This window comes from Streptomyces sp. NPDC015131, assembly GCF_043079975.1.
Taxonomy (GTDB): domain Bacteria; phylum Actinomycetota; class Actinomycetes; order Streptomycetales; family Streptomycetaceae; genus Streptomyces.
In genome coordinates, this window is the sequence record NZ_JBIBVB010000002.1 from 736,577 (window position 1) to 760,783 (window position 24,207).

The 24,207-nt window shown below is 74.8% G+C and carries 23 protein-coding genes; 11 read left to right on the forward strand and 12 right to left on the reverse strand.

The features are described 5' to 3' along the window. Window position 1 precedes the first annotated feature (1 nt). The 5 genes from ACF08D_RS09010 to ACF08D_RS09030 all read right to left on the reverse strand — a co-directional run bounded on the left by ACF08D_RS09010 (window position 2) and on the right by ACF08D_RS09030 (window position 6,772). Complete coding sequence (locus tag ACF08D_RS09010; protein ID WP_392221890.1) at window positions 2–1,210, reverse strand: RNA polymerase sigma factor; 1,209 nt, start codon at window positions 1,208–1,210, stop codon at window positions 2–4. A gap of 119 nt (window positions 1,211–1,329) precedes the next feature. After that, complete coding sequence (gene dnaG / locus ACF08D_RS09015) at window positions 1,330–3,243, reverse strand: DNA primase (RefSeq protein ID WP_392221891.1); 1,914 nt, start codon at window positions 3,241–3,243, stop codon at window positions 1,330–1,332. 48 nt (window positions 3,244–3,291) lie between these two features. Then, window positions 3,292–4,560, reverse strand: coding sequence for an NAD(P)/FAD-dependent oxidoreductase (locus ACF08D_RS09020; RefSeq protein WP_392221892.1), 1,269 nt, complete (start codon window positions 4,558–4,560; stop codon window positions 3,292–3,294). Window positions 4,561–4,663: 103 nt separating this feature from the next. Beyond that, window positions 4,664–5,953, reverse strand: coding sequence for a deoxyguanosinetriphosphate triphosphohydrolase (locus ACF08D_RS09025; protein WP_392221893.1), 1,290 nt, complete (start codon window positions 5,951–5,953; stop codon window positions 4,664–4,666). A 54-nt stretch (window positions 5,954–6,007) separates the two neighbouring features. Next, window positions 6,008–6,772, reverse strand: coding sequence for a sirohydrochlorin chelatase (locus ACF08D_RS09030; protein ID WP_392221894.1), 765 nt, complete (start codon window positions 6,770–6,772; stop codon window positions 6,008–6,010). 241 nt (window positions 6,773–7,013) lie between these two features. Here ACF08D_RS09030 and ACF08D_RS09035 point away from each other — a divergent pair, with 241 nt between their 5' ends. The 3 genes from ACF08D_RS09035 (at window position 7,014) to ACF08D_RS09045 (ending at window position 10,753) form a co-directional block, all read left to right on the forward strand. Next, the gene (locus ACF08D_RS09035) at window positions 7,014–7,730 is read left to right on the forward strand and encodes an aquaporin (protein WP_392221895.1); all 717 of its coding nucleotides are present in this window, start codon (window positions 7,014–7,016) and stop codon (window positions 7,728–7,730) included. 67 nt (window positions 7,731–7,797) lie between these two features. Beyond that, window positions 7,798–8,505 carry a vancomycin high temperature exclusion protein gene (locus tag ACF08D_RS09040; RefSeq protein WP_392221896.1) on the forward strand — a complete coding sequence of 236 codons (708 nt, stop codon included), beginning with the start codon at window positions 7,798–7,800 and terminating at the stop codon, window positions 8,503–8,505. A gap of 130 nt (window positions 8,506–8,635) precedes the next feature. Further along, on the forward strand, window positions 8,636–10,753 hold the full coding sequence (locus ACF08D_RS09045; protein ID WP_392221897.1) for a molybdopterin oxidoreductase family protein: 2,118 nt from the start codon (window positions 8,636–8,638) through the stop codon (window positions 10,751–10,753). Here ACF08D_RS09045 and ACF08D_RS09050 read toward each other — a convergent pair. From ACF08D_RS09050 to ACF08D_RS09060, 3 genes are all read right to left on the reverse strand, one after another. Beyond that, on the reverse strand, window positions 10,686–11,156 hold the full coding sequence (locus ACF08D_RS09050; protein ID WP_392221898.1) for a gamma-glutamylcyclotransferase family protein: 471 nt from the start codon (window positions 11,154–11,156) through the stop codon (window positions 10,686–10,688). The two genes, ACF08D_RS09045 and ACF08D_RS09050, sit on opposite strands and share 68 nt — an antisense overlap. Then, window positions 11,153–11,476: a divalent-cation tolerance protein CutA gene (gene cutA / locus ACF08D_RS09055; RefSeq protein ID WP_392221899.1), complete on the reverse strand. Its 324-nt coding sequence runs from the start codon at window positions 11,474–11,476 to the stop codon at window positions 11,153–11,155. Before cutA ends, ACF08D_RS09050 begins: the two co-directional genes overlap by 4 nt. Window positions 11,477–11,559: 83 nt before the next feature. Continuing rightward, entirely contained in the window at window positions 11,560–12,159 is a 600-nt protein-coding gene (locus ACF08D_RS09060) for an NADPH-dependent FMN reductase (RefSeq protein ID WP_392221900.1), read from the reverse strand. 285 nt (window positions 12,160–12,444) lie between these two features. Between ACF08D_RS09060 and ACF08D_RS09065 the strand changes: the two genes are divergently transcribed. Next, window positions 12,445–13,026: a hypothetical protein gene (locus ACF08D_RS09065; protein ID WP_392221901.1), complete on the forward strand. Its 582-nt coding sequence runs from the start codon at window positions 12,445–12,447 to the stop codon at window positions 13,024–13,026. A 123-nt stretch (window positions 13,027–13,149) separates the two neighbouring features. Further along, window positions 13,150–13,836 (forward strand): class F sortase, encoded by a 687-nt coding sequence (locus ACF08D_RS09070; RefSeq protein ID WP_392221902.1) that lies wholly within the window; start codon window positions 13,150–13,152, stop codon window positions 13,834–13,836. A 109-nt stretch (window positions 13,837–13,945) separates the two neighbouring features. On the opposite strand, the gene ACF08D_RS09075 is transcribed toward ACF08D_RS09070, so the two are convergent. Continuing rightward, window positions 13,946–14,731 (reverse strand): sulfite exporter TauE/SafE family protein, encoded by a 786-nt coding sequence (locus ACF08D_RS09075; RefSeq protein ID WP_392221903.1) that lies wholly within the window; start codon window positions 14,729–14,731, stop codon window positions 13,946–13,948. Beyond that, window positions 14,713–15,246: a hypothetical protein gene (locus ACF08D_RS09080; RefSeq protein ID WP_392221904.1), complete on the reverse strand. Its 534-nt coding sequence runs from the start codon at window positions 15,244–15,246 to the stop codon at window positions 14,713–14,715. The genes ACF08D_RS09075 and ACF08D_RS09080 overlap by 19 nt, the downstream gene beginning before the upstream one ends. Window positions 15,247–15,557: 311 nt before the next feature. On the opposite strand from ACF08D_RS09080, the gene ACF08D_RS09085 reads away from it, so the two are divergent. The 5 genes from ACF08D_RS09085 (at window position 15,558) to ACF08D_RS09105 (ending at window position 21,120) form a co-directional block, all read left to right on the forward strand. Further along, window positions 15,558–16,739 (forward strand): NAD(P)/FAD-dependent oxidoreductase, encoded by a 1,182-nt coding sequence (locus tag ACF08D_RS09085; RefSeq protein WP_392221905.1) that lies wholly within the window; start codon window positions 15,558–15,560, stop codon window positions 16,737–16,739. A gap of 1 nt (window position 16,740) precedes the next feature. After that, complete coding sequence (nirB, locus tag ACF08D_RS09090) at window positions 16,741–19,278, forward strand: nitrite reductase large subunit NirB (RefSeq protein ID WP_392221906.1); 2,538 nt, start codon at window positions 16,741–16,743, stop codon at window positions 19,276–19,278. Continuing rightward, the gene (nirD, locus tag ACF08D_RS09095) at window positions 19,275–19,622 is read left to right on the forward strand and encodes a nitrite reductase small subunit NirD (RefSeq protein WP_392221907.1); all 348 of its coding nucleotides are present in this window, start codon (window positions 19,275–19,277) and stop codon (window positions 19,620–19,622) included. Before nirB ends, nirD begins: the two co-directional genes overlap by 4 nt. Before the next feature lie 33 nt (window positions 19,623–19,655). After that, a complete protein-coding gene (locus tag ACF08D_RS09100) occupies window positions 19,656–20,240 on the forward strand; it encodes a TetR/AcrR family transcriptional regulator (protein ID WP_392221908.1) in 585 nt (194 codons plus the stop codon). A 121-nt stretch (window positions 20,241–20,361) separates the two neighbouring features. Beyond that, window positions 20,362–21,120, forward strand: coding sequence for an SDR family NAD(P)-dependent oxidoreductase (locus tag ACF08D_RS09105; RefSeq protein WP_392221909.1), 759 nt, complete (start codon window positions 20,362–20,364; stop codon window positions 21,118–21,120). Between the two features lie 78 nt (window positions 21,121–21,198). Here the strand turns inward: ACF08D_RS09105 and ACF08D_RS09110 are convergent, their stop codons facing one another. Further along, a complete protein-coding gene (locus ACF08D_RS09110; protein ID WP_392221910.1) occupies window positions 21,199–21,603 on the reverse strand; it encodes a VOC family protein in 405 nt (134 codons plus the stop codon). A gap of 327 nt (window positions 21,604–21,930) precedes the next feature. Between ACF08D_RS09110 and ACF08D_RS09115 the strand changes: the two genes are divergently transcribed. Next, entirely contained in the window at window positions 21,931–23,091 is a 1,161-nt protein-coding gene (locus ACF08D_RS09115) for a PhoX family protein (RefSeq protein ID WP_392221911.1), read from the forward strand. On the opposite strand, the gene ACF08D_RS09120 is transcribed toward ACF08D_RS09115, so the two are convergent. Further along, a complete protein-coding gene (locus ACF08D_RS09120; protein WP_392221912.1) occupies window positions 23,061–24,101 on the reverse strand; it encodes an ArsR/SmtB family transcription factor in 1,041 nt (346 codons plus the stop codon). The two genes, ACF08D_RS09115 and ACF08D_RS09120, sit on opposite strands and share 31 nt — an antisense overlap. Window positions 24,102–24,207 lie beyond the last annotated feature (106 nt).

Consider the following 24,207-nt stretch of genomic DNA (forward strand, 5'->3'; position numbering starts at 1 on the left):
GTCAGTCGAGGTAGCCGCGGAGCTGGTCGGCGAAGGCGTGGTCCCGCAGCTTGCCGAGGGTCTTGGACTCGATCTGGCGGATGCGCTCGCGGGTCACGCCGAAGATCCGCCCTATCTCCTCCAGGGTGCGGGGCCGGCCGTCGACCAGGCCGTAGCGGAGCTGGACGACCTTGCGTTCGCGTTCCCCGAGGGTGGAGAGCACGGCCTCCAGGTGCTCGCGCAGCAGGAGGAAGGCGGCCGACTCGACGGGGGACGCGGCGTCGCCGTCCTCGATCAGGTCGCCGAGGGCGACGTCGTCCTCCTCCCCCACCGGGGCGTGCAGGGAGACCGGTTCCTGGGCCAGCCGCAGCACCTCGCCGACGCGTTCGGGCGCGAGGTCCAGCTGGGCGGCGACCTCGTCGTGGGTGGGTTCGCAGCCGCGTTCCTGGAGCATCCGGCGCTGGACGCGGACCACCCGGTTGATCAGTTCGACGACATGGACCGGGACGCGGATGGTGCGGGCCTGGTCGGCGAGGGCGCGGGACATGGCCTGGCGGATCCACCAGGTGGCGTACGTGGAGAACTTGTAGCCGCGCGCGTAGTCGAACTTCTCGACGGCCCTGATCAGGCCGAGGTTGCCCTCCTGGACCAGGTCGAGCATGGTCAGGCCGCGGCCGACGTACCGCTTGGCGACGGAGACGACGAGCCGCAGGTTGGCCTCGATCAGCCGGCGCTTGGCCATCCGGCCGAGGACGACCAGCCGGTCGAGGTCCAGGGCGAGCTGGGAGTCGAGGTCGGGGGTGCCGGCGAGCTTCTCCTCGGCGAACAGGCCGGCTTCGACCCGGCGGGCCAGCTCGACCTCCTCGGCGGCGGTCAGCAGCGGGATGCGGCCGATCTCGCGGAGGTACTGGCGGAAGAGGTCCGAGGTGGGGCCGCCGGCCGCCTCGGCGCCGGCGCGGCTCCGCCCGGCGGGCGCCCGCCCGGGGCCGGTGCCGGTCCCGGCCCCGGTGCCGGGATCGGGGTCGGTCTCGAGACTGGGGTCGGTCTCGAGGCCGGGGTCGGTCTCGGTCTCGTGGTCCGGGTCGGGCAGGTCGGGCAGCTCGTCCGGGACGGCCTCGGGCAGGTCCCGTACGGCCTCGGGCAGGGACTCCGGGTGGTGCGGCGCGAGGCCCTGTACGGGGACGGCGACGCCGGCGGCCGGGTCGATGTCGGTCGTGGTCCGGGACTGCACGGGGGCGACCTCCCAGGGTGATCGCTGCCGGTACGGGGGCGTGCGGCAACCGCACCCAGTGTGGGGTACGACACATGACCGCCACGAGGGGCGTGCGGCGACTTTTTGCTACCGCGCTGCTACAGCGCGTCGGCCCCGCGGTTGCGGAGGGACTGGGCGTACTGCTGAAGGACCCACAACTCGTTCTGCACGGCGGCCAGGTGCTCCGGGTCGGCGTGGGAGCCCAGCCGGGTCAGGGTGCCGGTGACATCGCGGATGCGGCGGTCGACGGCGCGCAGGCGTACGGCGACCAGGTGGTTGCCCGCGTAGGTCTCGTCGACGGTCCGCCCGTGGAGGGGCTCCACGGCCAGCTCGGTGACCAGGGCGCGGGCCCGGTCGTCGGGGGCGGCCTCGCGGACGCGGGCCAGGTAGTCGGCGGTGTTGTCGGTGCCCTGCTCGGCGCCGCCCGCGTCCTGGATGATCTGGCGGATCAGGGCGTAGGGCGGGGCGGTGAACTCGTCGGCGCCGTACGCGTCGAAGGCGGGCGACACCAGGGCCGGGTGCTGGAGGGCCAGTTTGAGCAGCTCGCGCTCGGTGCGGTGGACGGGGTTGCGCAGGTTGAGCGCGGGGCCCGAGGGGCCGGCGGGGGCGGTGGGGCCGCCCGCCCCGGGCGGCGGGCCCGCCGGGCGGGAGGCGGGGGCGGGGCCCCGGCCGCCGCGGTCCCTGGCCCAGCGGGCGAGCTGGGCGACGCGCTTGACGACGAACTGGGTGTCGAGGATGCCCAGCATGCCGGCGAGCTGCACCGCGACCTCGTGCTGGGAGGCGACGTTCTTGATGCGGGCGACGACCGGGGCCGCCTCGTCCAGGGCGGCGGCGCGGCCGGCCGGGGTCTCCAGGTCGTACCGGCCGACGATCTGGCGCAGCGCGAACTCGAACAGCGGGGTGCGCGGCTCGACCAGGTCGGCCACCGCGTCGTCGCCCCGGGCGAGGCGCAGGTCGCAGGGGTCCATGCCGTCGGGGGCGATGGCGATGTAGGTCTCGGCGGCGAACTTCTGGTCGTCCTCGAAGGCGCGCAGGGCGGCCTTCTGGCCGGCGGCGTCGCCGTCGAAGGTGAAGATGACGCGGGCCGAGCCGTTGTCCATCAGCAGCCGGCGGAGGATCTTGATGTGGTCGCCGCCGAAGGCGGTGCCGCAGGTGGCGATGGCGGTGGTCACTCCGGCGAGGTGGCAGGCCATGACGTCGGTGTAGCCCTCGACGACGACGGCCCGGCTGGACTTGGCGATGTCCTTCTTGGCCAGGTCGATGCCGTAGAGCACCTGCGACTTCTTGTAGATGGGGGTCTCGGGGGTGTTGAGGTACTTGGGCCCGTTGTCGTCGTCGCGGAGCTTGCGGGCGCCGAAGCCGACGACGTCGCCGCCGACGTCCCGGATGGGCCACATCAGGCGGCCCCGGAAGCGGTCGATGGGGTTGCGGCGGGACTCCTGGGCGAGGCCGGAGACCAGCAGCTCCTTGTCGGAGAAGCCCTTGCCGCGCAGGTGGCGGGTGAGGTGGTCCCAGCCGGCCGGGCTGTAGCCGACGCCGAAGTGCCGGGCGGCGGCCTCGTCGAAGCCGCGCTCGGCGAGGAACTTCCGCCCGATCTCGGCCTCGGGGCCGTCCAGTTGGGCGGCGTAGAACTCGGCGGCGGCCTTGTGCGCCTCGATCAGCCGGATGCGCTCGCCGCGCTGGTGGCCGGGGTGGTAGCCGCCCTCCTCGTACCGGAGGGTGATGCCCGCCTTGGCGGCGAGGCGCTCGACCGTCTCCGAGAAGGAGAGGTGGTCGATCTTCATCACGAAGGCGATGGTGTCCCCGCCCTCCTGGCAGCCGAAGCAGTGGAAGAGACCCTTGGAGGGGCTGACCTGGAAGGAGGGGGACTTCTCGTCGTGGAAGGGGCACAGGCCCTTCAGATTGCCGCCGCCGGCGCTGCGCAGCTGGAGGTACTCGGACACGACGGCGTCGATCGGGACCGCGTCCCGTACCGCCTTCACGTCGTCGTCGTTGATCCTGCCGCCTGCCACGCGACAAGCTTACGGGGGCGCCGGCGGTCGTCCGGCGGGAACGTGCCGCTACGGGCGGGGCAGGACGGCGGCCAGCGGGACGGCGGGGTCGGCGAGGGCCTCGGGGTCCACGGGGGCGCCGGAGCGGACGAGGTCCTGGATGTCCGGTGTGACGTCCCACACGTTGACGTTCATCCCGGCCAGGACGCGGCGGTCCTTGAGCCAGAAGGCGATGAACTCCCGCTTGCCCGCGTCGCCCCGGAGCACCACCTGGTCGTAGCTGCCGGGGGGCGCCCAGCCGCTGTACTCCATGCCCAGGTCGTACTGGTCGGAGAAGAAGTACGGGACCCGGTCGTAGGAGACGTCCCGGCCGAGCATGGCGCGGGCGGCGGCGGGCCCGCCGTTGAGGGCGTTGGCCCAGTGCTCGACGCGCAGCCGGGTGTGGAGCAGCGGGTGCTCGGCGGCGGCCACGTCGCCGGCGGCGAAGATGTCCGGGTCGGAGGTGCGCAGCGAGGCGTCGACGGCGATGCCGCCGCCGTGGGCGCGGTCGACCAGGGCGAGGCCGGCGTTCTCGGCGAGGGCGGTGCGGGGGGCGGCGCCGACCGCGACGAGCACGGCGTGGGCGGGGTGCTCGTCGCCGTCCTCGGTGCGGGCGGCGAGGACCATGCCGTCCTGGCCGGTGATCTCGGTGAGGCGGGTGCCGAAGTGGAAGCGGACGCCGTGCGCGGCGTGGAGGTCGGTGAACAGCTGGCCCAGCTCGGGGCCGAGGACCCGGTACAGCGGGGTGGGGTCCGGTTCGACGACGGTGACCTCGGCGCCGTAGCCGCGGGCGGCCGCGGCGGCCTCCAGGCCGATCCAGCCGGCGCCCGCGACGACCAGGTGGCCGTTGTCCCGGCCGAGGGCGGCCAGGGTGCCCTGGAGCAGGTCGGCGTGGGCGATCCGGCGCAGGTGGTGGACGCCGGCCAGGTCGGTGCCGGGGACGTCGAGGCGCCGCGGTTCGGAGCCGGTGGCGAGCAGCAGCTTGTCGTAGCCGATGGTGGTGCCGTCGCCGAGGCGCACCGTCCGGGCGGTGCGGTCGACGGCCGTGACGGGCTGTCCGAGGTGCAGTTCGACGTCCTGCTCCGCGTACCAGGCGGACTCGTGCACGAACGCCTTCTCGCGCGTCTGCTCGCCGGTGAGGTAGCCCTTCGACAGGGGCGGACGCTCGTAGGGCGGGTCGGTCTCGTCGCCGATGAGGATCACCCGGCCGGTGAAGCCCTCGGAGCGGAGTGTCTCCGCGGCCTTGGCCCCGGCCAGTCCTCCGCCGACGATGACGAAGGTCTGATCTGCGTCGACCACTTCTTGCCTCCTGGTGGGTTCCGGGATTGTCACGCTACGCCGCCGTCCTCCCGCAGCCTTCCGTACGGAGCGTGATGTCGGAAGAGGGCCTTCGGTGCCCGGTTCAGCCCCGGTGGGTGAGCCGGGCGTGCAGGGCGCGGGCGGAGGCGTCGGTGAGCGAGGCGATCTGGTCGACCACCACGCGCTTGCGCGCCCGGTCGTCGGGCGCCGCGTCGAACAGGGCCCGGAACTGGGGGTCGAGGCCCTCGGGGGCGCGGGCGGTGAGCGCCTCGGCCAGCTCGGCGAGGACCACGCGCTGGTCGGCCCGGAGCGCCTCCTGCTCGGCGCGCTGCATCACGTACCGGGCGGCGACCGCCTTGAGGACCGCGCACTCGTTGCGGGTCTCGCGGGGGACGACCAGTTCGGCGGCGTACCGGGTGAGGCGGCCGGTGCCGTACGCGGCGCGGGTGGCGCTCTCGGCGGCGAGGCAGAAGCGGCCGATCAGCTGGCTGGTGGCGTCCTTGAGGCGGGCCTGCGCGAGGGCGGTGCCGTCGTAGCCGTGGGGCCACCACTCCTGCTCCATCAGCCGGTCGAGGGCGTCGGCCAGCTCCTGCGGGTCGGTGCCGAGGGGGACGTACCGGCCGATCGCGACCTGCCAGATGTCGGCGCGCTCCGGTTCGGAGTGGAAGAGGTTGGGGTCGACGTGCCCGGCGTGCAGGCCGTCCTCGAAGTCGTGCACCGAGTAGGCGACGTCGTCGGACCAGTCCATGACCTGGGCCTCGAAGCACTGGCGGGTGCCGGGGGCGCCCTGCCGGACCCAGGCGAAGACCGGCAGGTCGTCCTCGTAGACGCCGAACTTGGGCGAGCCGGAGTCGGTGGGGTGGGCGCCGCGCGGCCAGGGGTACTTGGTGGCGGCGTCGAGGCAGGCGCGGGTGAGGTTGAGGCCGACGCTGACCAGGCCGCCGGTCACCTCGTCCCGGACGAACCGCTTGGGCTCGATCCGGGTGAGCAGGCGCAGCGACTGGGCGTTGCCCTCGAAGCCGCCGCAGTCCTTGGCGAAGTCGTTGAGCGCCTCCTCGCCGTTGTGGCCGAAGGGCGGGTGGCCCATGTCGTGGGAGAGGCAGGCGGCCTCGACCAGGTCGGGGTCGCAGCCGAGGGCGGCGCCCAGCTCGCGGCCGACCTGGGCGCACTCCAGGGAGTGGGTGAGCCGGGTGCGGGGGCTGGGGTCCCAGGCGTGGCTGCGCGAGCCGGGCGTGACGACCTGTGTCTTTCCGGCCAGGCGGCGCAGCGCTCCGGAGTGCAGGACGCGGGCGCGGTCGCGCTGGAATGCGGTGCGGCCGGGCCGCTTGTCGGACTCGGGGTCCCAGCGCTCGGTGGCCGCCTGGTCGTACGTCGTGCCGTCCATGCCGTTCATGCACTGAAGGTAACCGCAGGGGCTGACGGTGAACCTGTCAGCCCCTGCGGATCGTCAGGCGGCCAGCGGGTGCGGGTGCGCGCCGCGGGCGGCGGGTGCGAGGGGAGCGGCGGCCAGGGCTTGGTCGTAGCGGTGCAGGACGAGCCGGGCGAGGGCGGGGTGGGGGCCGAGGGGGGCGGCGGCGATCCAGGGCGCGGCGGCGGCGCTGCGGGTGGCGAACAGCCCGGGGGCGGTGAAGCAGGAGGCGACGGCCACCCGGTGCAGGCCGCGGGCGGTGAGCTCCCGGACGGCGTCGGCGACGGTGGGCGAGGCGGCGGAGGCGTAGGCGGGCAGGACCGGTACGCCGCCGAGGCGGTGGGCGAGGAGCCGGGCGGTGCGGCGGGTGTCGGCGGCGGCGTCGGGGTCGCGGGAGCCGGCGGCGGCGAGGACGACCCCGGTGCCGGGGCTCGCCGCGTGCTCGGGGCGCCAGCCGGCCTCGGTGAGCCGGGTGTGCAGGGTCTCGGCCAGGAGGGGGTGCGGGCCGAGCGGGGCGGCGACGCGGACGCGCAGGTGGGGTGCGCGGGCGGCGGCGTGCGGGAGGTCGTGCTTGACGTGGTGGCCGCGGGCGAGGAGCAGCGGTACGAGGACGGCGTCGCCGCGCAGGCCGGCCAGGGTGTCGTCGAGCAGCGGGGCGTTCAGCTCGATGTGGCCGAGGCGGACCGGGAGGCCGGGCCGCAGGGCGCGGACCCGGTCGAGCAGGGCGGTCACGGCGGCCGGCGCGCGGGGGTCGCGGCTGCCGTGGGCGACGGCGACGAGGGTGGGCGGGTGGGGCGCTTCCATGCCTCGATGGTGGCGGGTGGGTGTTGCCGGGGCGTTTCGGCGGGGTGACGGGTGTTTTCCCCCGGCTCACGGGGCGGCGGGGATGGCTGTGCGACGCCGCCGGGCCCGTGCGCGGGCGGCCCGGGGGCGCGGCGGGCCGGTCGCCGGGAGGTACCGGGGGGCTGAGAACGATCACCTCTACCCGCTACATTCTTTTCGAAACGCGGAAACTCTTTTCCGCTGCATAGAAGTGGGGGTAGTCATGAGTGGTACGCAGCGGGCGCTGCCACGCCGGGCGGTCGCGGAACTCGTCGGCACCGGGGCCCTGGTGGCCGTGATCATCGGGTCGGGCATCCAGGCGACCGGTCTCAGCCAGGACGTCGGGGTGCAGCTGCTGGCCAACTCCCTCGCCTCGGCGATCGGCCTCGGGCTGCTCATCGCGCTGTTCGCCCCCGTCTCCGGGGCCCACCTCAACCCGGTCGTCACCCTCTCCGTCTGGTGGACCGGCCGCCGCGCGCCCGGGGGGCTGACCGGCCGGGAGGTCGCGCTCTACATCACCGCGCAGCTCGCCGGGGCGGTGACGGGCGCCGCGCTGGCGGAGGCCATGTTCGGCCGGGCGCCCGGCAGCTGGTCCACCCAGCTGCGGTCCGACGCCCACCTCCTGCTGGGCGAGACGGTGGCCACGGCCGGGCTGGTCCTGCTGGTGCAGGGGCTGGACCGGATCGGGCGCCCGCAGCTCGCCCCGGTCGCGGTCGCCGCGTACATCGCCGCCGCGATCTGGTTCACCTCCTCCGGCTCGTTCGCCAACCCGGCGGCCACCGTGGGCCGTTCCCTCACCGACTCGTTCACCGGGATCGCGCCCGCCTCGCTGCCCGGCTTCATCGCCGCGCAGCTCCTCGGCGGGCTGCTGGGCGCGGGGCTCGCCGTCCTGCTGTACGGGAGCGGCCGGCCGCCGTCGACCTCACACGCCTCCCACTGAACCGGGCGGGCCGCCAAGGCGTCGGAAGAAACGGGGCGCGGAAGCGCGACGACGACGGGGGTGTGCGGTGAGGTTCGGGTGGAAGCCGGGTCAGGTGTGGCTGAGGTGGCCGAAGTGGCTGAGGTGGCCGGTGGGCCGGCGGGGGCGCAGGCGGCTGGTGCAGGGGGTGATGCTGGGCTGCGTCCTGGCGCTCGCCCCCGCGACCTGGATGCACCTGGCCGCCGACGGCCGGCTGCGCACGGCGGCGGACGTGCCCGCGCGGGACGTCGCCGTGGTCTTCGGCGCCGGGCTGTGGAAGGGCCGCCCCACCGCGTACCTGGCGCACCGGCTCGACACGGCGGCCGGGCTGTACCGGGACGGCAAGGTGAAGGTCGTCCTGGTCACCGGCGACAACGGCCGCGTCGAGTACGACGAGCCCGACGCCATGCGCGCGTACCTGCGGGAGAAGGGCGTGCCCGACGGACGGATCGTCAGCGACTACGCGGGCTTCGACACCTGGGACTCCTGCGTCCGCGCGAAGAAGATCTTCGGAGTGGACCGGGCGGTGCTGGTGACGCAGGGCTTCCACATCCGCCGGGCGGTGGCGCTCTGCCAGGAGGCGGGCGTCGACTCGTACGGCGTCGGCGTCGACGAGCCGCGCGACACGGTCTGGTACTACGGCGCGGCCCGCGAGCTGATGGCGGCGGGCAAGGCCGCGCTGGACGCGGCGGTGGAACCGGACCCGACGTTCCTCGGGGCGAAGGAGACGGGCGTGGCGGAGGCCCTGGGCCGCTGAGGCGGCTCCCCGCCCCCGCCGCGGGCGGCCCCGCCCCTCACCGGGCCGCCGCGCCGCGGCGGAGCCCGCCGTACCGGGGCCGTAATGCGGCGTGCCACCCGGCGTAACACACGCGCCGCATGCTCGGGGCATGCCCAACCCCGCCGCCCCCGCCTCCCCCACCGCCACGCACTGCCCCTACTGCGCCCTCCAGTGCGGCATGAACCTCCGGCCCGCCGGCGACGGCGTCGAGGTGCTGGAGCGCACCGACTTCCCCGTCAACCGGGGCGCCCTGTGCGGCAAGGGGCGCACCGCGCCCGAGGTGCTCTCCTCCCGGGTCCGGCTGGACGGCCCGCTGGTGCGGCGCCCCGCCACCGGCAGGCTGGAGCCGGCCACCTGGGACGAGGCCCTGCGCGCCGTCGCCGAGGGGCTGCGCGGCGCCCGGGACGCCCACGGCGCCGACGCGGTCGGGGTGTTCGGCGGCGGCGGGCTGACCAACGAGAAGGCGTACACGCTGGGCAAGTTCGCCCGGCTGGTGCTGGGGACCTCGCAGATCGACTACAACGGCCGCTTCTGCATGTCGTCCGCCGCCGCCGCGCACCAGCGGGCCTTCGGGCTCGACCGGGGGCTGCCCTTCCCGCTGGAGGACGTCCCCCGCACCGGGTGCGTGATCCTCGTCGGGTCGAACCTCGCCGAGACCATGCCGCCCGCCCTGCGCTACCTCACCGAGCTGAAGGAGAACGGCGGCCGGCTGATCGTCGTCGACCCGCGCCGCACCCGCACCGCCGAGCAGGCCGACCTCCACCTCGCCCCCCGCCCCGGCACCGACCTGGCGCTGGCGCTCGGGCTGCTGCACCTGGTCGTGGCGGAGGGGCGCACGGACGAGGACTTCATCGCGAGCCGGACGACCGGCTGGGCCGGGGCCCGCGCCGCCGCCATGGCCCACTGGCCCGCCCGGGTCGAACGCCTCACCGGCGTACCGGTGCCCCTGCTGCGGGAGGCGGTGGCGATGTTCTGCGACGCCCCCGCGAGCATGGTGCTGACCGCGCGCGGGCCCGAGCAGCAGTCCAAGGGCACCGACACCGTGGGCGCCTGGATCAACCTGTGCCTGGCGACCGGGCGCGCGGGCCGCCCGCTGTCCGGGTACGGCTGCCTGACCGGGCAGGGCAACGGGCAGGGCGGGCGCGAACACGGCCAGAAGGCCGACCAGCTGCCCGGCTACCGCAGGCTCGACGACCCCGCCGCCCGCGCGCACGTCGCCGGGGTGTGGGGCGTCGACCCCGCGTCGCTGCCCGGCCCCGGGCGCAGCGCCTACGAACTGCTCGACGCGCTGGGCACCGACATCAGGGCCCTGCTGCTCATGGGCTCCAACCCGGTGGTGTCGGCGCCGCGCGCCGCGCACGTCGAGGAGCGGATCGCCGCCCTGGACTTCCTGGCCGTCGCGGACGTCGTGCTCTCGGAGACCGCCGCGCTCGCCGACGTGGTCCTGCCGGTGACCCAGTGGGCGGAGGAGACCGGCACGCTGACCAACCTGGAGGGCCGGGTGCTGCTGCGGCGCCGGGCGATCGACCCGCCCGCCGGCGTACGGACCGACCTGGAGGTGCTGCACGCGCTGGCCGGGCTGCTCGGGTGGGAGAAGGGCTTCCCCGCCGACCCGGAGGAGGTCTTCGAGGAGCTGCGCCGCGCCTCGGCCGGCGGGCCCGCCGACTACGCGGGGATCAGCTACCGGCGGATCGCCGAGGAGGACGGCGTCTTCTGGCCGTGCCCCGCGCCCGGGCACCCCGGCACGCCCCGGCTGTTCCTGGAGCGCTTCGCCACCCCGGACGGGCGGGCGCGGTTCGTGCCGGTGACGCACCGGCCGGCGGGCGAGGAGCCGGACGAGGACTACCCGGTGGTGCTGACGACCGGGCGGGTGGTGGCCCAGTACCAGTCGGGGGCGCAGACCCGGCGGGTCGACGCGCTGAACGCCGCCGCGCCCGGGCCGTTCGTGGAGCTGCACCCGCGGCTGGCCGAGCGGCTGGGCGTCGCCGAGGGCGAGCCGGTGGCGGTGGTGTCGCGGCGCGGGCGGGCGGTGGCCCCGGCGCGGATCACCCCGGGCATCCGGCCGGACACGGTCTTCATGCCGTTCCACTGGCCGGGCGAGGGCCGGGCCAACAACCTCACCAACCCGGCGCTCGACCCCACGTCCCGGATGCCGGAGTTCAAGGTGTGCGCGGTACGCCTGGAGGCCGCGGCGCCGGGCGGTGCCGCAGCCAGTCCCCGCCCGTGATCGCCGCCCCCGGCCGTACGGCGGGGGCGGCCACGTACACCCAGGCCCGCACGGTCGCCCCGTCCCGGGCGCGCACCACGTCGCACACCTCCCGCTCGTACACATTGAGCGGGTGGCCGGGGCCGAAGTACTCCTCCAGGCGGTCCAGTACGGACAGCAGCGCCTCGTACCGGCCGGGCGCGGCGCTGACCAGCTCGCCCTCGACCTGCCCGCCGCCCCGCAGCAGGTAGGGGTACCCGGGGCCGTCGTGGAGGAGGGCGCCGGCCAGCCGGGCCGGTTCCTCCGCGGCGGTACGGCCCCGGAGGAAGCGTTCGTGGTTCGGCTCGCCGGGCCGCAGCGTGCCGTACACGAAGAAGGGCAGCTCCGGCGGCGGCCCGCCGGCGGCCGGGGGTGTGCCGGTCACCGGGCCGTGGTCTCCTGCTGGAGCCAGGCGAGGTAGCCCGCGCTCCCCCGCACCACCGGGGTGGCGATGATCTCGGGCGTCTCGTAGTCGTGGACCCGGATCAGGTGCGCCTCCAGCGAGGGGTAGCAGGACTCCGTCGTCTTGAAGAGCACCTGCCACTCCTGGCTGGTCTCGATGGCGTTGTTCCAGTGGTAGACGGACGTGACCGGGCCGGAGACCTGGGCGCAGGCGGCGAGCCGCGCCTCCACCGCGCCACGGGCCAGCTCCTCGGCCTTTCCGGCGCTGTCGGTCGTGGTGAGTACGGTCAGGGCCAGGGTCACGGTGCCGCCTTCCGGGAGGGTGGTCGTCGCCGGCCGCGCGGCGCCCCGCGCGGCGTACGACCCGAGGGTACGCACTCCCCCGTTCAGCCGCCGTAGGGACGGACGGCCTTGGCGTCCCGCAGGGCGTGGGCCCACCAGGAGAGCTGGTCGAGCATGGTCTTGGCCGCGGTGTCGGGGCCGGTGGGGTCCTGGTGGCGGCCGTCCTCGCCGAAGTGGCCGAAGGCGTTGTGGAAGGAGACGGTGTCCCGGACGGTCACCGCGTGCATCTCGGCGAAGACCTGCCGCAGTTGCTCGACGGCGCGCAGGCCGCCGGACATCCCGCCGTAGGAGACGAAGCCGACGGGCTTGGCCTGCCACTCGCCGTAGTGCCAGTCGATGAGGTTCTTGATGGAGGCGGGGAAGGAGTGGTTGTACTCGGGGGTGATGACGACGAAGGCGTCGGCGGCGGCGAGCCGGGGGCTGATGCCCGCCAGCCGGTCGCGGACGGCGGGGGCGGGGTCGCGGGACAGGGCGGTGGGCAGGTCGTGGGCGGGGTCGGCGAGGTCGATGACGTCGACCGCGAAGTCGTTGTGCCGGGCGGCGTTGGCCAGGAACCAGTCGGCGATGACGGGGCCGAAGCGGCCCTCGCGGTTGCTTCCGACGACGACGGCGAGGTTCAGCGGGGTGTTCTCGGTGATCTCCATGGCCATGACCCTGGTCCCTCAACCATGGTTGAGGTCAAGCGGTGCCCGCGGCCGGTTTCGCGGGCCGCCCCACCGGCCGGGTGTCACCCATTCGGGGCGCCGCCCGGGACGGGCCCGATGAACCGCCTCTGACCTGCACGGATTCCGGCTGTCCAGGGTGGCGCGCCGACCCGGACGGACGAATCTGATGGGGTATCAGCAGGCGGTGGGGGCGGGCGGGGCCTTACCTCGGAGACAGGACATCCACCCGTCACACCCCGCTTGTCGCGCGCTCCGGAGGACCTCATGCGCACCACTGCCCGCCTGCTGACCGGTACCGCTCTCGCGGTCGTCTCGCTCGGCGCCCTCGCCTCGCCGGCCGCGTACGCCGGCGACTACGGGAAGCTGGAGGTGTACCCGTCACCGGCCGGACCGGGCGAGACCGTCACCGTCAACACCACCGCCTGCGGCAAGAAGGGGCGCGGCATCGGTGACGCCGAGTCGCTCGGCGCGGGTGAGTTCCGGCTGTCGCCGGGCACCCACAAGGACGTCGTCGTCGGCCAGTTCACGGTCCCCTCACACACCAAGCCGGGCACCTACGACATCTCGGTGGCCTGCGACAACGGCAAGACCGCCCGGGGCGAGCTGACCGTCGAACGCGGCGGCGACAGCTCCGGGGGCCACGACTCCGGCGGCACCGGCGGCCACACCTCCGGCGGGCACGACCAGGGCGGCCACGTCCCCAGCGGCCATGTGAAGACCGGGGTGGGCGGCAGCGTCGGCCCCGACACCACCCAGATCGCGGCGGGAGTGGCCGTGCTGGCCGCGTCCGCCGTCGGCGGGGCCTGGCTCCTGCGCCGCCGGGCGAGCGGCGCGCAGGACGGCTGACGGGGTCCGTCCCCGTCCCCCGCCCCGCTCCCCGCCCCCGCCGCGCGCGTCCCCGAGACCGCGGCGCGGGCGGGGAGCCCCATCGGCCTCATTCGCGATCGGCCCCATCCCGCGAGGGCAGCCATGACCGAGGACACCACGAGCGAGGGCAGCACGCACACGCAGGGCGGCGGCGGGACGGCCGGCGCCGGGGGCAGGGGGAAGAGCAAGGGCTGGGGCGTGGCCATCGCCGCGTTCGCCGGACTGTGGCTGGTGCAGAACGGCTCCGCGGACCTCACCCCGCCCGTCCCCACCGCCGCCGAGGCGTTCGCCGCCGGGCCGCACCAGCACACCGACGCCGCCGCCGATCCCCTGCCCGCCTCCGCCCCGGTGCGCGTCCGCATCCCCGAGATCGGGGTGGACGCCCCGGTGATGCGCCTGGGGCTCGCCCCCGCCGGCAGCCTGGAGGTCCCGCCGGCCGGGAACCCCAACATCGCCGGCTGGTACAAGGACGGCACCCCGCCCGGCGCCCGGGGCACCGCCATCGTCGCCGGGCACGTCGACACCTCCGACGGCCCTGCGGTCTTCTACGCGCTTGGCGCCCTCAAGAAGGGCCACCGCATCGAGATCACCCGCCTCGACGGCCGGACCGCCGTCTTCACCATCGACGCCATCGAGGTGTACGAGAACGAGGACTTCCCCGACGACAAGGTCTACGGCCCCGCCGACCGCGCCGAACTCCGGGTCATCACCTGCGGCGGCACGTTCGACGAGAAGACCGGCTACCAGGGCAACGTTGTCGCCTACGCCCACCTGATCGGCGTCCGCTGAACCACCACGCCGCCCCGGGGCAGCCGCCCGGGCGCCGTCGGGCCGTCGGGCGCCGTCGGGCTGGCGGGCGCCGTCGGGCCGTCGGGCCGTCGGGCGCCGTCGGGCGCCGTCAGGCCCACTGGTCGAACGCCAGCTTCGCCACCAGCGAGAAGACCACGACCAGCAGCACGCCCCGGACGAACTCCGCGCCCTTGCGCAGCGCCATGCGCGCCCCGAGCATCCCGCCCGCGAGGTTGAACACCGCCATCAGCGCGGCGAGCTGCCACAGCACGGTGCCCTGGTACGCGAACATCGCCAGCGCCCCGGCGTTGGTGCACACGTTCACGATCTTGGCCGTGGCGGAGGCGGTCACCAGGTCCAGGTGCAGCACGGCCGTCAGCGCCAGCACCAGGAACGTGCCGGTGCCGGGGCCGAAGAGGCCGTCGTAGAACCCGATGCCCCCGCCGACGACCACCACGGCCGTGACCACCCGGGCCCGGGTCACCGGCGCCCGGTCCGCGCCGCCCGCCCCGGTGCCGAAGGACGGCCGCAGCATCACGAACGCCGCCACCCCCACCAGCACGACCATGATCACCGGCCGCAGGACGTCGCTGCTGATGCCCGCCGCGAAGAAGGCGCCGGCCATCGACCCGGCCAGCGCCGCCAGCCCGATCCGCACCGCCGTGCGCACCTGGACCGGCGCCCTGCGCACATAGGTCACGGCCGCGCCGGTCGTCCCCACGATGGCCACCGCCTTGTTGGTGCCGAGGACATGGGCGGCCGTCACCTGGGGCAGGCCGAGCAGCAGCGCGGGCAGCAGGAGCAGTCCGCCACCGCCCACCACGGCGTCGATCCAGCCGGCGACGAGCGCGGCGGCACAGAGGAGGAGCAGGGTCGTCAGTGATATGTCGGGCACACCCGCGAGCCTATGGATCCGGTGGATGTGCCGTCCATGGAGTTCGGTGAGGCTTGAGGTGCCTCTGAGCTTCCGGCGGGCGAGCCGGGGCCGGTGAGCAGGCGGAGCGCCAGGCGCCGCTGGAGCGAGGTGACGCCCCTGACCGCCCAGGGCATCAGCAGCAGGAAGCCCACGCCGCCCAGCAGCGCGTGGAACGCCCACGCCCCCGCGAAGCTCGGCCCGCCCCACGCCCCGGCCGGGTCACCGGCCCGCAGCGGCCAGCCCAGGTTCATCGGCACCAGCGACCAGCCGTAGAGGGTGACGAGGGCGGCCACCACGTTCGGCGGGGTGGCCAGCAGCGCGTACAGCACCAGCCGCCGGGCGGGCGGGCGCCCCAGGTCGAGCCCGAGCGTCCGCCGGGCGAGCAGGTGCGGCACGCCCAGCGCGCCGGCGGGCAGCGCCAGCAGGGCGTGGGCGGTCCGCCGCCACGTCGGGGCGCGGAACGGCTCGGCGAGCACGCGGGTCACGGTGTTCATGGCTCAAGGCTCCCGGACGGCACGCGCGCCGGCCATGGTGCTACCCGGAGCATCCACGCTCCGGCCCGCCCCCGGGTCACCCCCGGGCCAGGCCCGCCGCACCCGGGCCCGCCCCCGGATCCACCCCCGGCCGGGCCCGCCGCACCTGGATGCACCCCCTGCCGGGCGTCCCCGCCCGGCCGGCCGGGCCGCCGCCGCCCAGGGACCCCGTCCGTCCTCACCGGCCGCCGGGTGCCGCGCTGAGGGCGGCTTTCCGCGGGCGAAACAACCGGGATGCGGCCGGGTAACACCGCCGACGCACGCTGGCGGGCATGAGTTCACGGATCGTGGTGGTCGGAGGCGGCACGGCGGGCGCGCGGCTCGCCGAGCGGCTGCCCGTCACCCTGCTCGGCGAGGAGCCGCACGCCCCGTACAACCGGGTGCTGCTGGCGGACGTCCTCGCCGGGCGGTACGGGCCCGAGGTGATCGCCCTGCCGGCCGCGCACCCGGACGGCACCCGCCACCGGGCGCGGGTGACCGCCGTCGACCGTGCCGCCCGGGTGGTGCGGTGCGCGGACGGCGCGGCCTTCGCGTACGACCGGCTGGTCCTGGCCACCGGGTCCAACCCGGTGCTGCCGCCGCTGCGCGGCCTGCGCGGCGGGCGGCTGCCCGCCGGGGTGCACGCCTTCCGGACGCTGGACGACTGCCTGGCGCTGGACGCGCTGGTGGGCACCGGGGTGCGGGTGGTGGTGATCGGCGGCGGCCTGCTGGGTGTGTCGGCGGCCCGCGCGCTGGCCGCCCGGGGCGCCGACGTGGTGCTGGCCCAGCAGGGCGAGCACCTGATGGAGCGCCAGCTCGACGCGGGCGCGGCGGCGGTGCTCCGCCGCCACCTGGAGGCGGATCTCGGCGTGGAGGTCCACACCGAGTGCCGGGTCCGCGGGCTGCGCTGCGCGGGCGGGGCCGTCGAGGCGGTCGAGTTCGCCGACGGCTTCGTCCTGGACGCCGGTGTCGTCGTCCTGGCCTGCGGGGTGCGCCCGCGCGTGGGACTGGCAGCCGAGGCGGGCCTCGACGTCCGCCGCGGGATCGTCGTGGACGACCGCTTGCGCACCTCCGACCCGTACATCCACGCCGTCGGCGACTGCGCCGAGCACGACGGCCGGCTCTACGGTCTGGCCGGCGCCGCGCTGGAGCAGGCCGACGCCCTGGTGGACGTCCTGCGGCACGGCACCGGCGGCTACCGCGGCACGCGCGCGTTGACCCGGCTCAGCACGGGCGCGCTCGAACTGGCCGCGTTCGGCGAGGCGACGCCGCTGCCGGGCGACGACACCGTACGGCTGGCGGACGCCACGAGCGGGGCGTACCGCAAGGTCGTCGTCCGCGGCGACCGGCTCGTCGGCGGCGTCCTGCTCGGCGACCTCGGCGCGGTCGGGGCGCTGGCCCGGGCCTGGGAGGGCGACGAGGCCCTGCCCGAGGCGCCCCTGCTCCACCTGCTCACCCACGACGGAGGCTTCTGACATGGCCCACCTGCCCACCATCGTCCTCGTCGGCCACGGCATGGTCGGCCAGCGCTTTCTGGAGGCCCTCGCCGAGCGCGGGGTCACCGGACGGGCGCGGGTCGTCGTGTTCTGCGAGGAACCCCGCCCGGCGTACGACCGCGTCCGGCTGACCTCGTACTTCGACGGCCGGACGCCCGGCGAACTGGCCATGGCCGACACGGAGTTCATGGCGCGCCACGGCATCGAGCTGCACCTCGGCGACCCGGTGGAGGCGATCGACCGCGAGGCGCGGACGGTCGTCTCGCGGGCCGGCCGGGTGACCGGGTACGACACCTTGGTCCTGGCGACCGGTTCGTACCCCTTCGTCCCGCCGGTACCGGGCAAGGACGCGACGGGCTGCTTCGTCTACCGGACGATCGACGACGTCCTCGCCATCGAGGAGTACGCGCGGACGGCGAGGACCGGCGCGGTGGTCGGCGGCGGGCTGCTCGGGCTGGAGGCGGCGGGCGCGCTCAAGGGCCTGGGGCTGCGGACGCACATCGTGGAGTTCGCGCCGCGCCTGATGCCGGTGCAGGTCGACGAGGGCGGCGGCGCGGCGCTGCTGCGCACCATCGAGGACATGGGCCTCGTGGTGCACACCGGCACCGGCACCCAGGAGGTCCTCACCGAGAACGGCTCGGTGACCGGTATGGCCCTGTCGGACGGGTCCGTGCTCGACACCGACATGGTGGTCTTCTCGGCGGGGGTGCGGCCCCGGGACCAGCTCGCCCGGGACTGCGGCCTGGAGACCGGCGAGCGGGGCGGCGTCCGGGTCGACGAGCGGTGCCGGACGTCCGACCCGGCGGTGTACGCGATCGGCGAGTGCGCCCTCGCCGCGGACGGCCGGGTCTACGGGCTGGTCGCGCCCGGGTACGAGATGGCGCTGACGGCCGCCGCCGCGATCGCGGACGAGGAGGCGGCCGGCTTCACGGGTGCCGACATGTCGACCAAGCTGAAGCTGCTGGGCGTGGACGTGGCGTCCTTCGGCGACGCGCACGGCGCGGCCGAGGGCTGCCTGGACGTGGTGTACGCGGACTCCCGCTCGGGCGTCTACAAGAAGCTGGTCGTCTCCCCCGACGGCGTACTGCTGGGCGGGGTGCTCGTCGGCGACGCCGAGTCGTACGGCATGCTCCGCCCGATGACCGGTACGAAGCCGCCCGTGGCGCCCGAGCGGCTGGTGCTGCCGGCGGGCGCCGGGGCGCCGGTGGCGCTGGGGCCGCAGGCGCTGCCCGACGACGCGGTCGTCTGCTCCTGCCACAACGTCACCAAGGGCGCCATCTGCGCGTGCTCGTCGCTGCCCGAGGTCAAGAAGTGCACCAAGGCCGGGACCGGCTGCGGCGGTTGCGTGCAGGTGATCCAGCAGCTGCTGCCCGAGCCCGCCGAGACCGGGATGTGCGGCTGCTTCCCGCACACCCGGAGCGAGCTGTACGAGATTGTCCGGACGCTGCGCCTCACCTCGTACGCCGAACTGCTCGACTCGCACGGGCGCGAGGAGGCGCGCGGCGGGGAGGGCTGCGAGATCTGCAAGCCGGCCGTGGCGTCGATCCTGGCCGGCCTGACCAACGCGTACATCCTCGACGGCGAGCGGGCCGCCCTCCAGGACACCAACGACCACTTCCTGGCCAACATGCAGCGCAACGGCTCGTACTCGGTCGTGCCGCGCATCCCCGGCGGGGAGATCACCCCGGAGAAGCTCATCGTGATCGGCGAGGTGGCCCGGGACTTCGGCCTCTACACCAAGATCACGGGCGGGCAGCGGATCGACCTGTTCGGCGCCCGGGTGGACCAGCTGCCGGCCGTCTGGGCGCGGCTGGTGGACGCGGGTTTCGAGTCGGGGCACGCCTACGGCAAGTCGCTGCGGACGGTGAAGTCCTGCGTGGGGCAGACCTGGTGCCGCTACGGCGTGCAGGACTCGGTGCGGATGGCGATCGACCTGGAGCTGCGCTACCGGGGCCTGCGCGCCCCGCACAAGCTGAAGTCGGCCGTCTCCGGCTGCACGCGCGAGTGCGCCGAGGCCCAGTCGAAGGACTTCGGCGTGATCGCCACGGCCAACGGCTGGAACCTGTACGTCGGCGGCAACGGCGGCGCCACCCCGCGCCACGCGGACCTGCTGGCCCAGGACCTGTCGGACACGGAGCTGATCCGCCTGATCGACCGGTTCCTGATGTTCTACATCCGTACCGCCGACCGGCTGGAGCGCACGGCGGCCTGGCTGGAGCGGCTGGACGGCGGGCTGGAGCACCTGCGGGACGTGGTCGTGCACGACTCGCTGGGGCTGTGCGACGAGCTGGAGGCGCTGATGGCCGCGCACGTGGCGACCTACCGCGACGAGTGGGCCGAGACCCTGGACGACCCCGAGCGGCTGCGCCGGTTCGTGTCGTTCGTGAACGCGCCGGACGCGCCGGACCCCTCGGTGCGGTTCGTGCCGGAGCGCGGCCAGATCAAGCCGGACCTGACGGTCCTGACCCTGGAACCCCCGGCCCGTGCGGCCTCGCTGGAAGGAGCCACCTCCCGATGATGCTCGAACTCTCCCCCGCCGCCGGCGAGTGGCTGCCGGTCTGCGAGGACTCCGCGCTGACGCCCGGGCGCGGGATGGCGGCCCTGCTGCCGGACGGGCGGCAGGTGGCGCTCTTCCGGGACCGGACGGGGCGGGCGTACGCGATCGGCAACCGGGACCCCTTCACCGGGGCGCAGGTCCTCGCGCGCGGCCTGGTCGGCTCGGCGGGCGGGCGGCCCTTCGTGGCGTCGCCGCTGCTCAAGCAGCGGTTCGACCTGGCGACCGGCCGGTGCCTGGACGACGAGGAGGTGGCGGTGGAGGTCTTCCCGGTACGGGCGCGGGCCCTCGCCCCCGTAGCTTCTTGACCGACCGTTCCAGAATGATCTAGGGTCCTGACCGTGGCCAGGACCAAGGAATTCGATCCGGACGCCGCGCTCCAGGCAGCGCTCGAGCTGTTCTGGGAGCGCGGCTACGAGGCGACGTCGATGGCGGACCTCACCGAGCGCCTCGGCATCGGCCGCGCCAGCATCTACGCGACCTTCGGCAACAAGCACGACCTGTACCTGAAGGCGATGGACCGGTACGCCGAGGCGCGCGAGCCGGGCCTGGTGGAGGAGCTGTCGCAGCCGGGCCCCGCCCTGCCGGCCGTCCGCGCGGTGGTGCGCCGGTTCGCCGCCGAGGCCGCCAGTGACGAGGAGCGCCGCACCGGCTGCTTCTTCACCAACACGGCGGCCGAACTGGCCCCGCACGACCGGGCCGCCACCCGCCGGGTGGAGATCGGCTGGGAGCACATCGAGACCGCGCTGCACTCGGCGCTGGTCCGGGCGCGGGCCGGGGGCGAGCTCCCGGCGGACCGCGACCCCCGGGCGCTGGCGCGGATGCTGCTGGTCCTGATGCAGGGGCTGCGGGTGGTGGGCAAGGCGTCCGGCGACCCCGCGCGCGTGCGGGACGCCGCCGAGCAGGCGCTGACCCTGCTGGACTGATCCGGAGCGAGAACGGGCGCCCGAGCCGGGCGCCCTTCCTTACGGCCCTATTTTGGAACGTTCAGTCAAGAATTCCGGTCGGCAACAGCACCGGACCAGCTCTGTCTTCGAGGGGGACCCCATGTCCGCACGCTTCACCGGCACCACCGCTCTCGTCACCGGCGCCGGCACCGGCCTCGGCCGCGCCGTGGCGCTGGCCCTCGCCGCCGAGGGCGCCTCGGTCGCCGTCGCCGGGCGCACCGCGGCCACCCTGGACGAGACCGTGGCCCTGATCGAGAAGGACGGCGGCACGGCGGCGGCCTTCACCGCCGACGTCAGCCGCGCCGAGGACGTGCGCGCCCTGGTGGAGCGGACCGCGGACCGCTTCGGCGGGCTGGACGTCGCCGTCAACAACGCCGCCGTGCTGCGCGGGGGCGGCACCGCCGTGGGCGACCTGGACCCCGGCGACTGGCGGTCCATGCTGGACATCAACGTCACCGGGGTGCTGTACGCGCTCCAGGCGGAGATCGCGTACATGCGGGACCACGGCGGCGGCGCCATCGTGAACATGGGCTCCAACCTGGGCGCCCACCTCCGCCTGCCCGGCACCGGCGGCTACGCGGTCACCAAGGCCGCCGTGGCCGCGCTGACCCGGGCCGCCGCGCTGGACCACATCGGCGAGGGCGTCCGGATCAACGCGGTGAGCCCCGGGGCGTCGGAGGCCCCGATGTCGCTGCTGCCCGGCGAGACGCACGAGGAGCGCGCCGCCCGGTTCACCACACCGCTGGGCCGGATCACCACGGCCGATGAGGTCGCCGCCGCGGTGCTCTATCTGGCCTCGCCGGCCGCGGGGTCGGCCGTGGGCGTCGACCTGGTGGTGGACGGCGGGGTCACCGCCTGACGGCCCGGCACGCCGCCGGGCCGTGCCCCTGCTCCGTCGGGGGAGCGCGGGGTCACGGCCCGGGCGTCGCGCGGCCGCTCAGCCCTCGATCGCCTTCGGGTCCATCCACATGACCTCCCACAGGTGGTGGTCCGGGTCCTGGAAGGAGCGGCCGTACATCGTGCCGTAGTCCTGGGGGTCGTTGGCCGGGGAGCCGCCGGACGCCAGCGCGGCGTCGCAGAGCTGGTCCACCCGGTCCCGGCTGTCGGCGCTGAGCGCGAAGATCGCCTCGGTGGTGCGGGAGGCGTCCGCGATCTCCTTCTTGGTGAAGTCCTTGAAGCGCGGCTCGGTCAGCAGCATCACGAAGATGGTGTCGCTGAGCACCAGGCAGGCGGTCTTGTCGTCGCTGAACTGCTCGTTGAAGGAGTAGCCGAGCTTGCTCCAGAAGGTCTTCGACGTCTGGAGGTCCTTCACCGGCAGGTTCACGAAGATCATCTGGGGCATGTCGTCGTCTCTTCTCTCGTCTGACGCCGTCGTCGTGGCGACGGGGTCGTGGTGATGGCGTCGTGGTGATGGCGGCACGTCGTGCGGCGCTTTCGAGGGGGTAGACCGGGGGGTCCGGCGAAACTCATCGCTTCCCGGAGCCTCCCGGCAAGATTTTTCGCCCCGGTCCGGCGGTCCGCCACCCCGGTCGCCCGGTCGGCGGGCCGCCGCCGCTTCCGCTTCACCGGTTGTTGATGCACTGTCAACTCGGGACTTCTAGGTTCCGGAAGCGCGCGACCCCGCCGCCCGACCGGTGCGGCGGGAGGGTCACACACTCTGGAGTGACAAGTGGAACGTCGCAGTTTCCTGCGCGGAGCGGTCATGGGCGGCACGGTCGCGGCCTTCGGCGGCACCCTGATGCAGGGTGCGGCCTACGCGGCGCCCGCACAGCCCGGGCCCGGGCCGTACGGGGCCCTCGGCGCGGCGGACGCCAACGGCATCCAGTTGCCGAGCGGCTTCACCAGCCGGGTGATCGCCCGCTCCGGCCAGAAGGTCGCGGGGACCTCGTACACCTGGCACCCCGCGCCCGACGGCGGTGCCTGCTACCCGGACGGGAGCGGCTGGATCTACGTCTCCAACTCGGAGGTCGACCCGAGCGGCGGGGCGGGCGCGGTGCGGTTCTCCGCCACGGGCGCCGTCACCGGCGCGTACCGCATCCTGTCGGGCACCCGGCAGAACTGCGCGGGCGGCAAGACCCCGTGGAACACCTGGCTCTCCTGCGAGGAGGTCAGCCGGGGGTACGTGTACGAGACCGACCCGTACGGCGTGAAGGCGGCCGTGCGCCGCGACGCCATGGGGCGCTTCAAGCACGAGGCCGCCGCGGCCGACCCGGTGCGCAAGGTGGTGTACCTGACCGAGGACGAGTCCAGCGGCTGCCTGTACCGCTTCGTCCCGGCGACCTGGGGCGACCTGTCCTCCGGCACCCTCCAGGTGCTGAAGGCCGGCACGGCCGCCTCGGGCACCTTCACCTGGGCCACCGTCCCGGACCCGGACGGCTCCCCCACGTACACCCGCGACCAGGTCTCCGGCGCCAAGCGGTTCAACGGCGGCGAGGGCTGCCACTACGCCAACGACACCGTCTGGTTCACCACCAAGGGCGACAACCGCCTGTGGCAGCTCAACCTGGCGAACAACACCTACGAGCTGGCCTACGACGACTCCCTGGTCTCCGGCGGCGGGGCGCCGCTGACCGGGGTGGACAACGTCACCGGCTCGTCCTCCGGCGACCTGTTCGTCGCGGAGGACGGCGGCAACATGGAGATCTGCGTCATCACCCCGGACGACGTGGTGGCCCCGTTCCTGCGGATCGGCGGCCAGTCCGGCTCCGAGATCTGCGGCCCGGCCTTCTCGCCGGACGGCCGCCGGCTGTACTTCTCCAGCCAGCGCGGCACGTCCGGCAGCTCCTCCGGCGGGATCACCTACGAGGTGACCGGACCGTTCCGCGTGTAGCGCCGCCGCTGCGGCTGCCGTCCGGGCTGGGCGCCCCCTCCGTGCAGGAGGGCGGCGCCCAGTGGCGTGAGGGTGTGCAGCACGGAGCTGCCCTGGCGGAGGGTGACCACCAGGCCCGCGTCGCGCAGCACGCCCGCGTGCTGGCTGGCCGAGGCGAGCGAGACGCCCGCGCGGCGGGCCAGCTCGCTGGTCGTACCGCCGTGGCCTATGGCCCTGAGCACGGCGCACCGGGTGTGCCCGACGAGCCGGCCCAGCGGTGAGGACCCCGGCTCGCAGACCCCGGGCGCCGGGGCGTCGGTGTGCGCGACCGGGTACACCAGCACGGGCGGCAGCGCGGGGTCGCGGAGCACGACGGGGGTGCCCCGGCAGAAGTACGAGGGCTGGAGCAGCAGGCCCCGCCCCTCCAGGTGCAGCTCCCGGTCGACCGGGTAGTCCGCCTCCAGCACGGGTGACCGCCAGCGCAGCACCGGCGGCAGGGAGGCCAGCAGTTCGTCGGCCCCGCCGTCGAGGAGGGCCCGCCCGCGCACCGCCCGGTCGGCCTCCACCCGGGCCTCGATGTGCGTCCAGTAGGGCTCGATGGCCGCCCGGTGGTAGCCGCGCAGGGCGCCGACGAGCCGCCCGAAGGGCTCCTCGCGGCCCTCCGCGAGGTCCCGCGCCCAGCCGGGCAGCGGGACGCCACCGGGGCGGGAGGCGGCCAGCAGGGACAGCTCCGCGTGGATCCGGGCGGCCGGGGTGGCCCGTACCGCCTCCAGGCCCGCGTCGAGCCCGTCGAGGCCCTGGGCCGGGGTCAGGAAATCCGGGAAATAGCCGCGCGTCGGCACCAGCGCGCCCAGCAGCCTCGTTTCGCCGTTCAGCCGGGCCCGGGATTCCGAGCGCCACGCGCCGTAGACCGGCGCCCCGCGCCGGTCGCGCAACCTGTGAAAGCTCAGAATCGTTTCCCACAGGGCGTCCGGCCGAGCGGCCGTCCGGACCGCCGCCAGGTCGTCCCCGGTGAAATGAATACGCAGCACTGAACCCACCCCTGTTGCATCCGCAATCACCCCCCGCCAATGAGTATGCACGCCATCACAGGCCGTCACCACGGCATTTCAGCCACACTTGAAACGCATCGCGGAC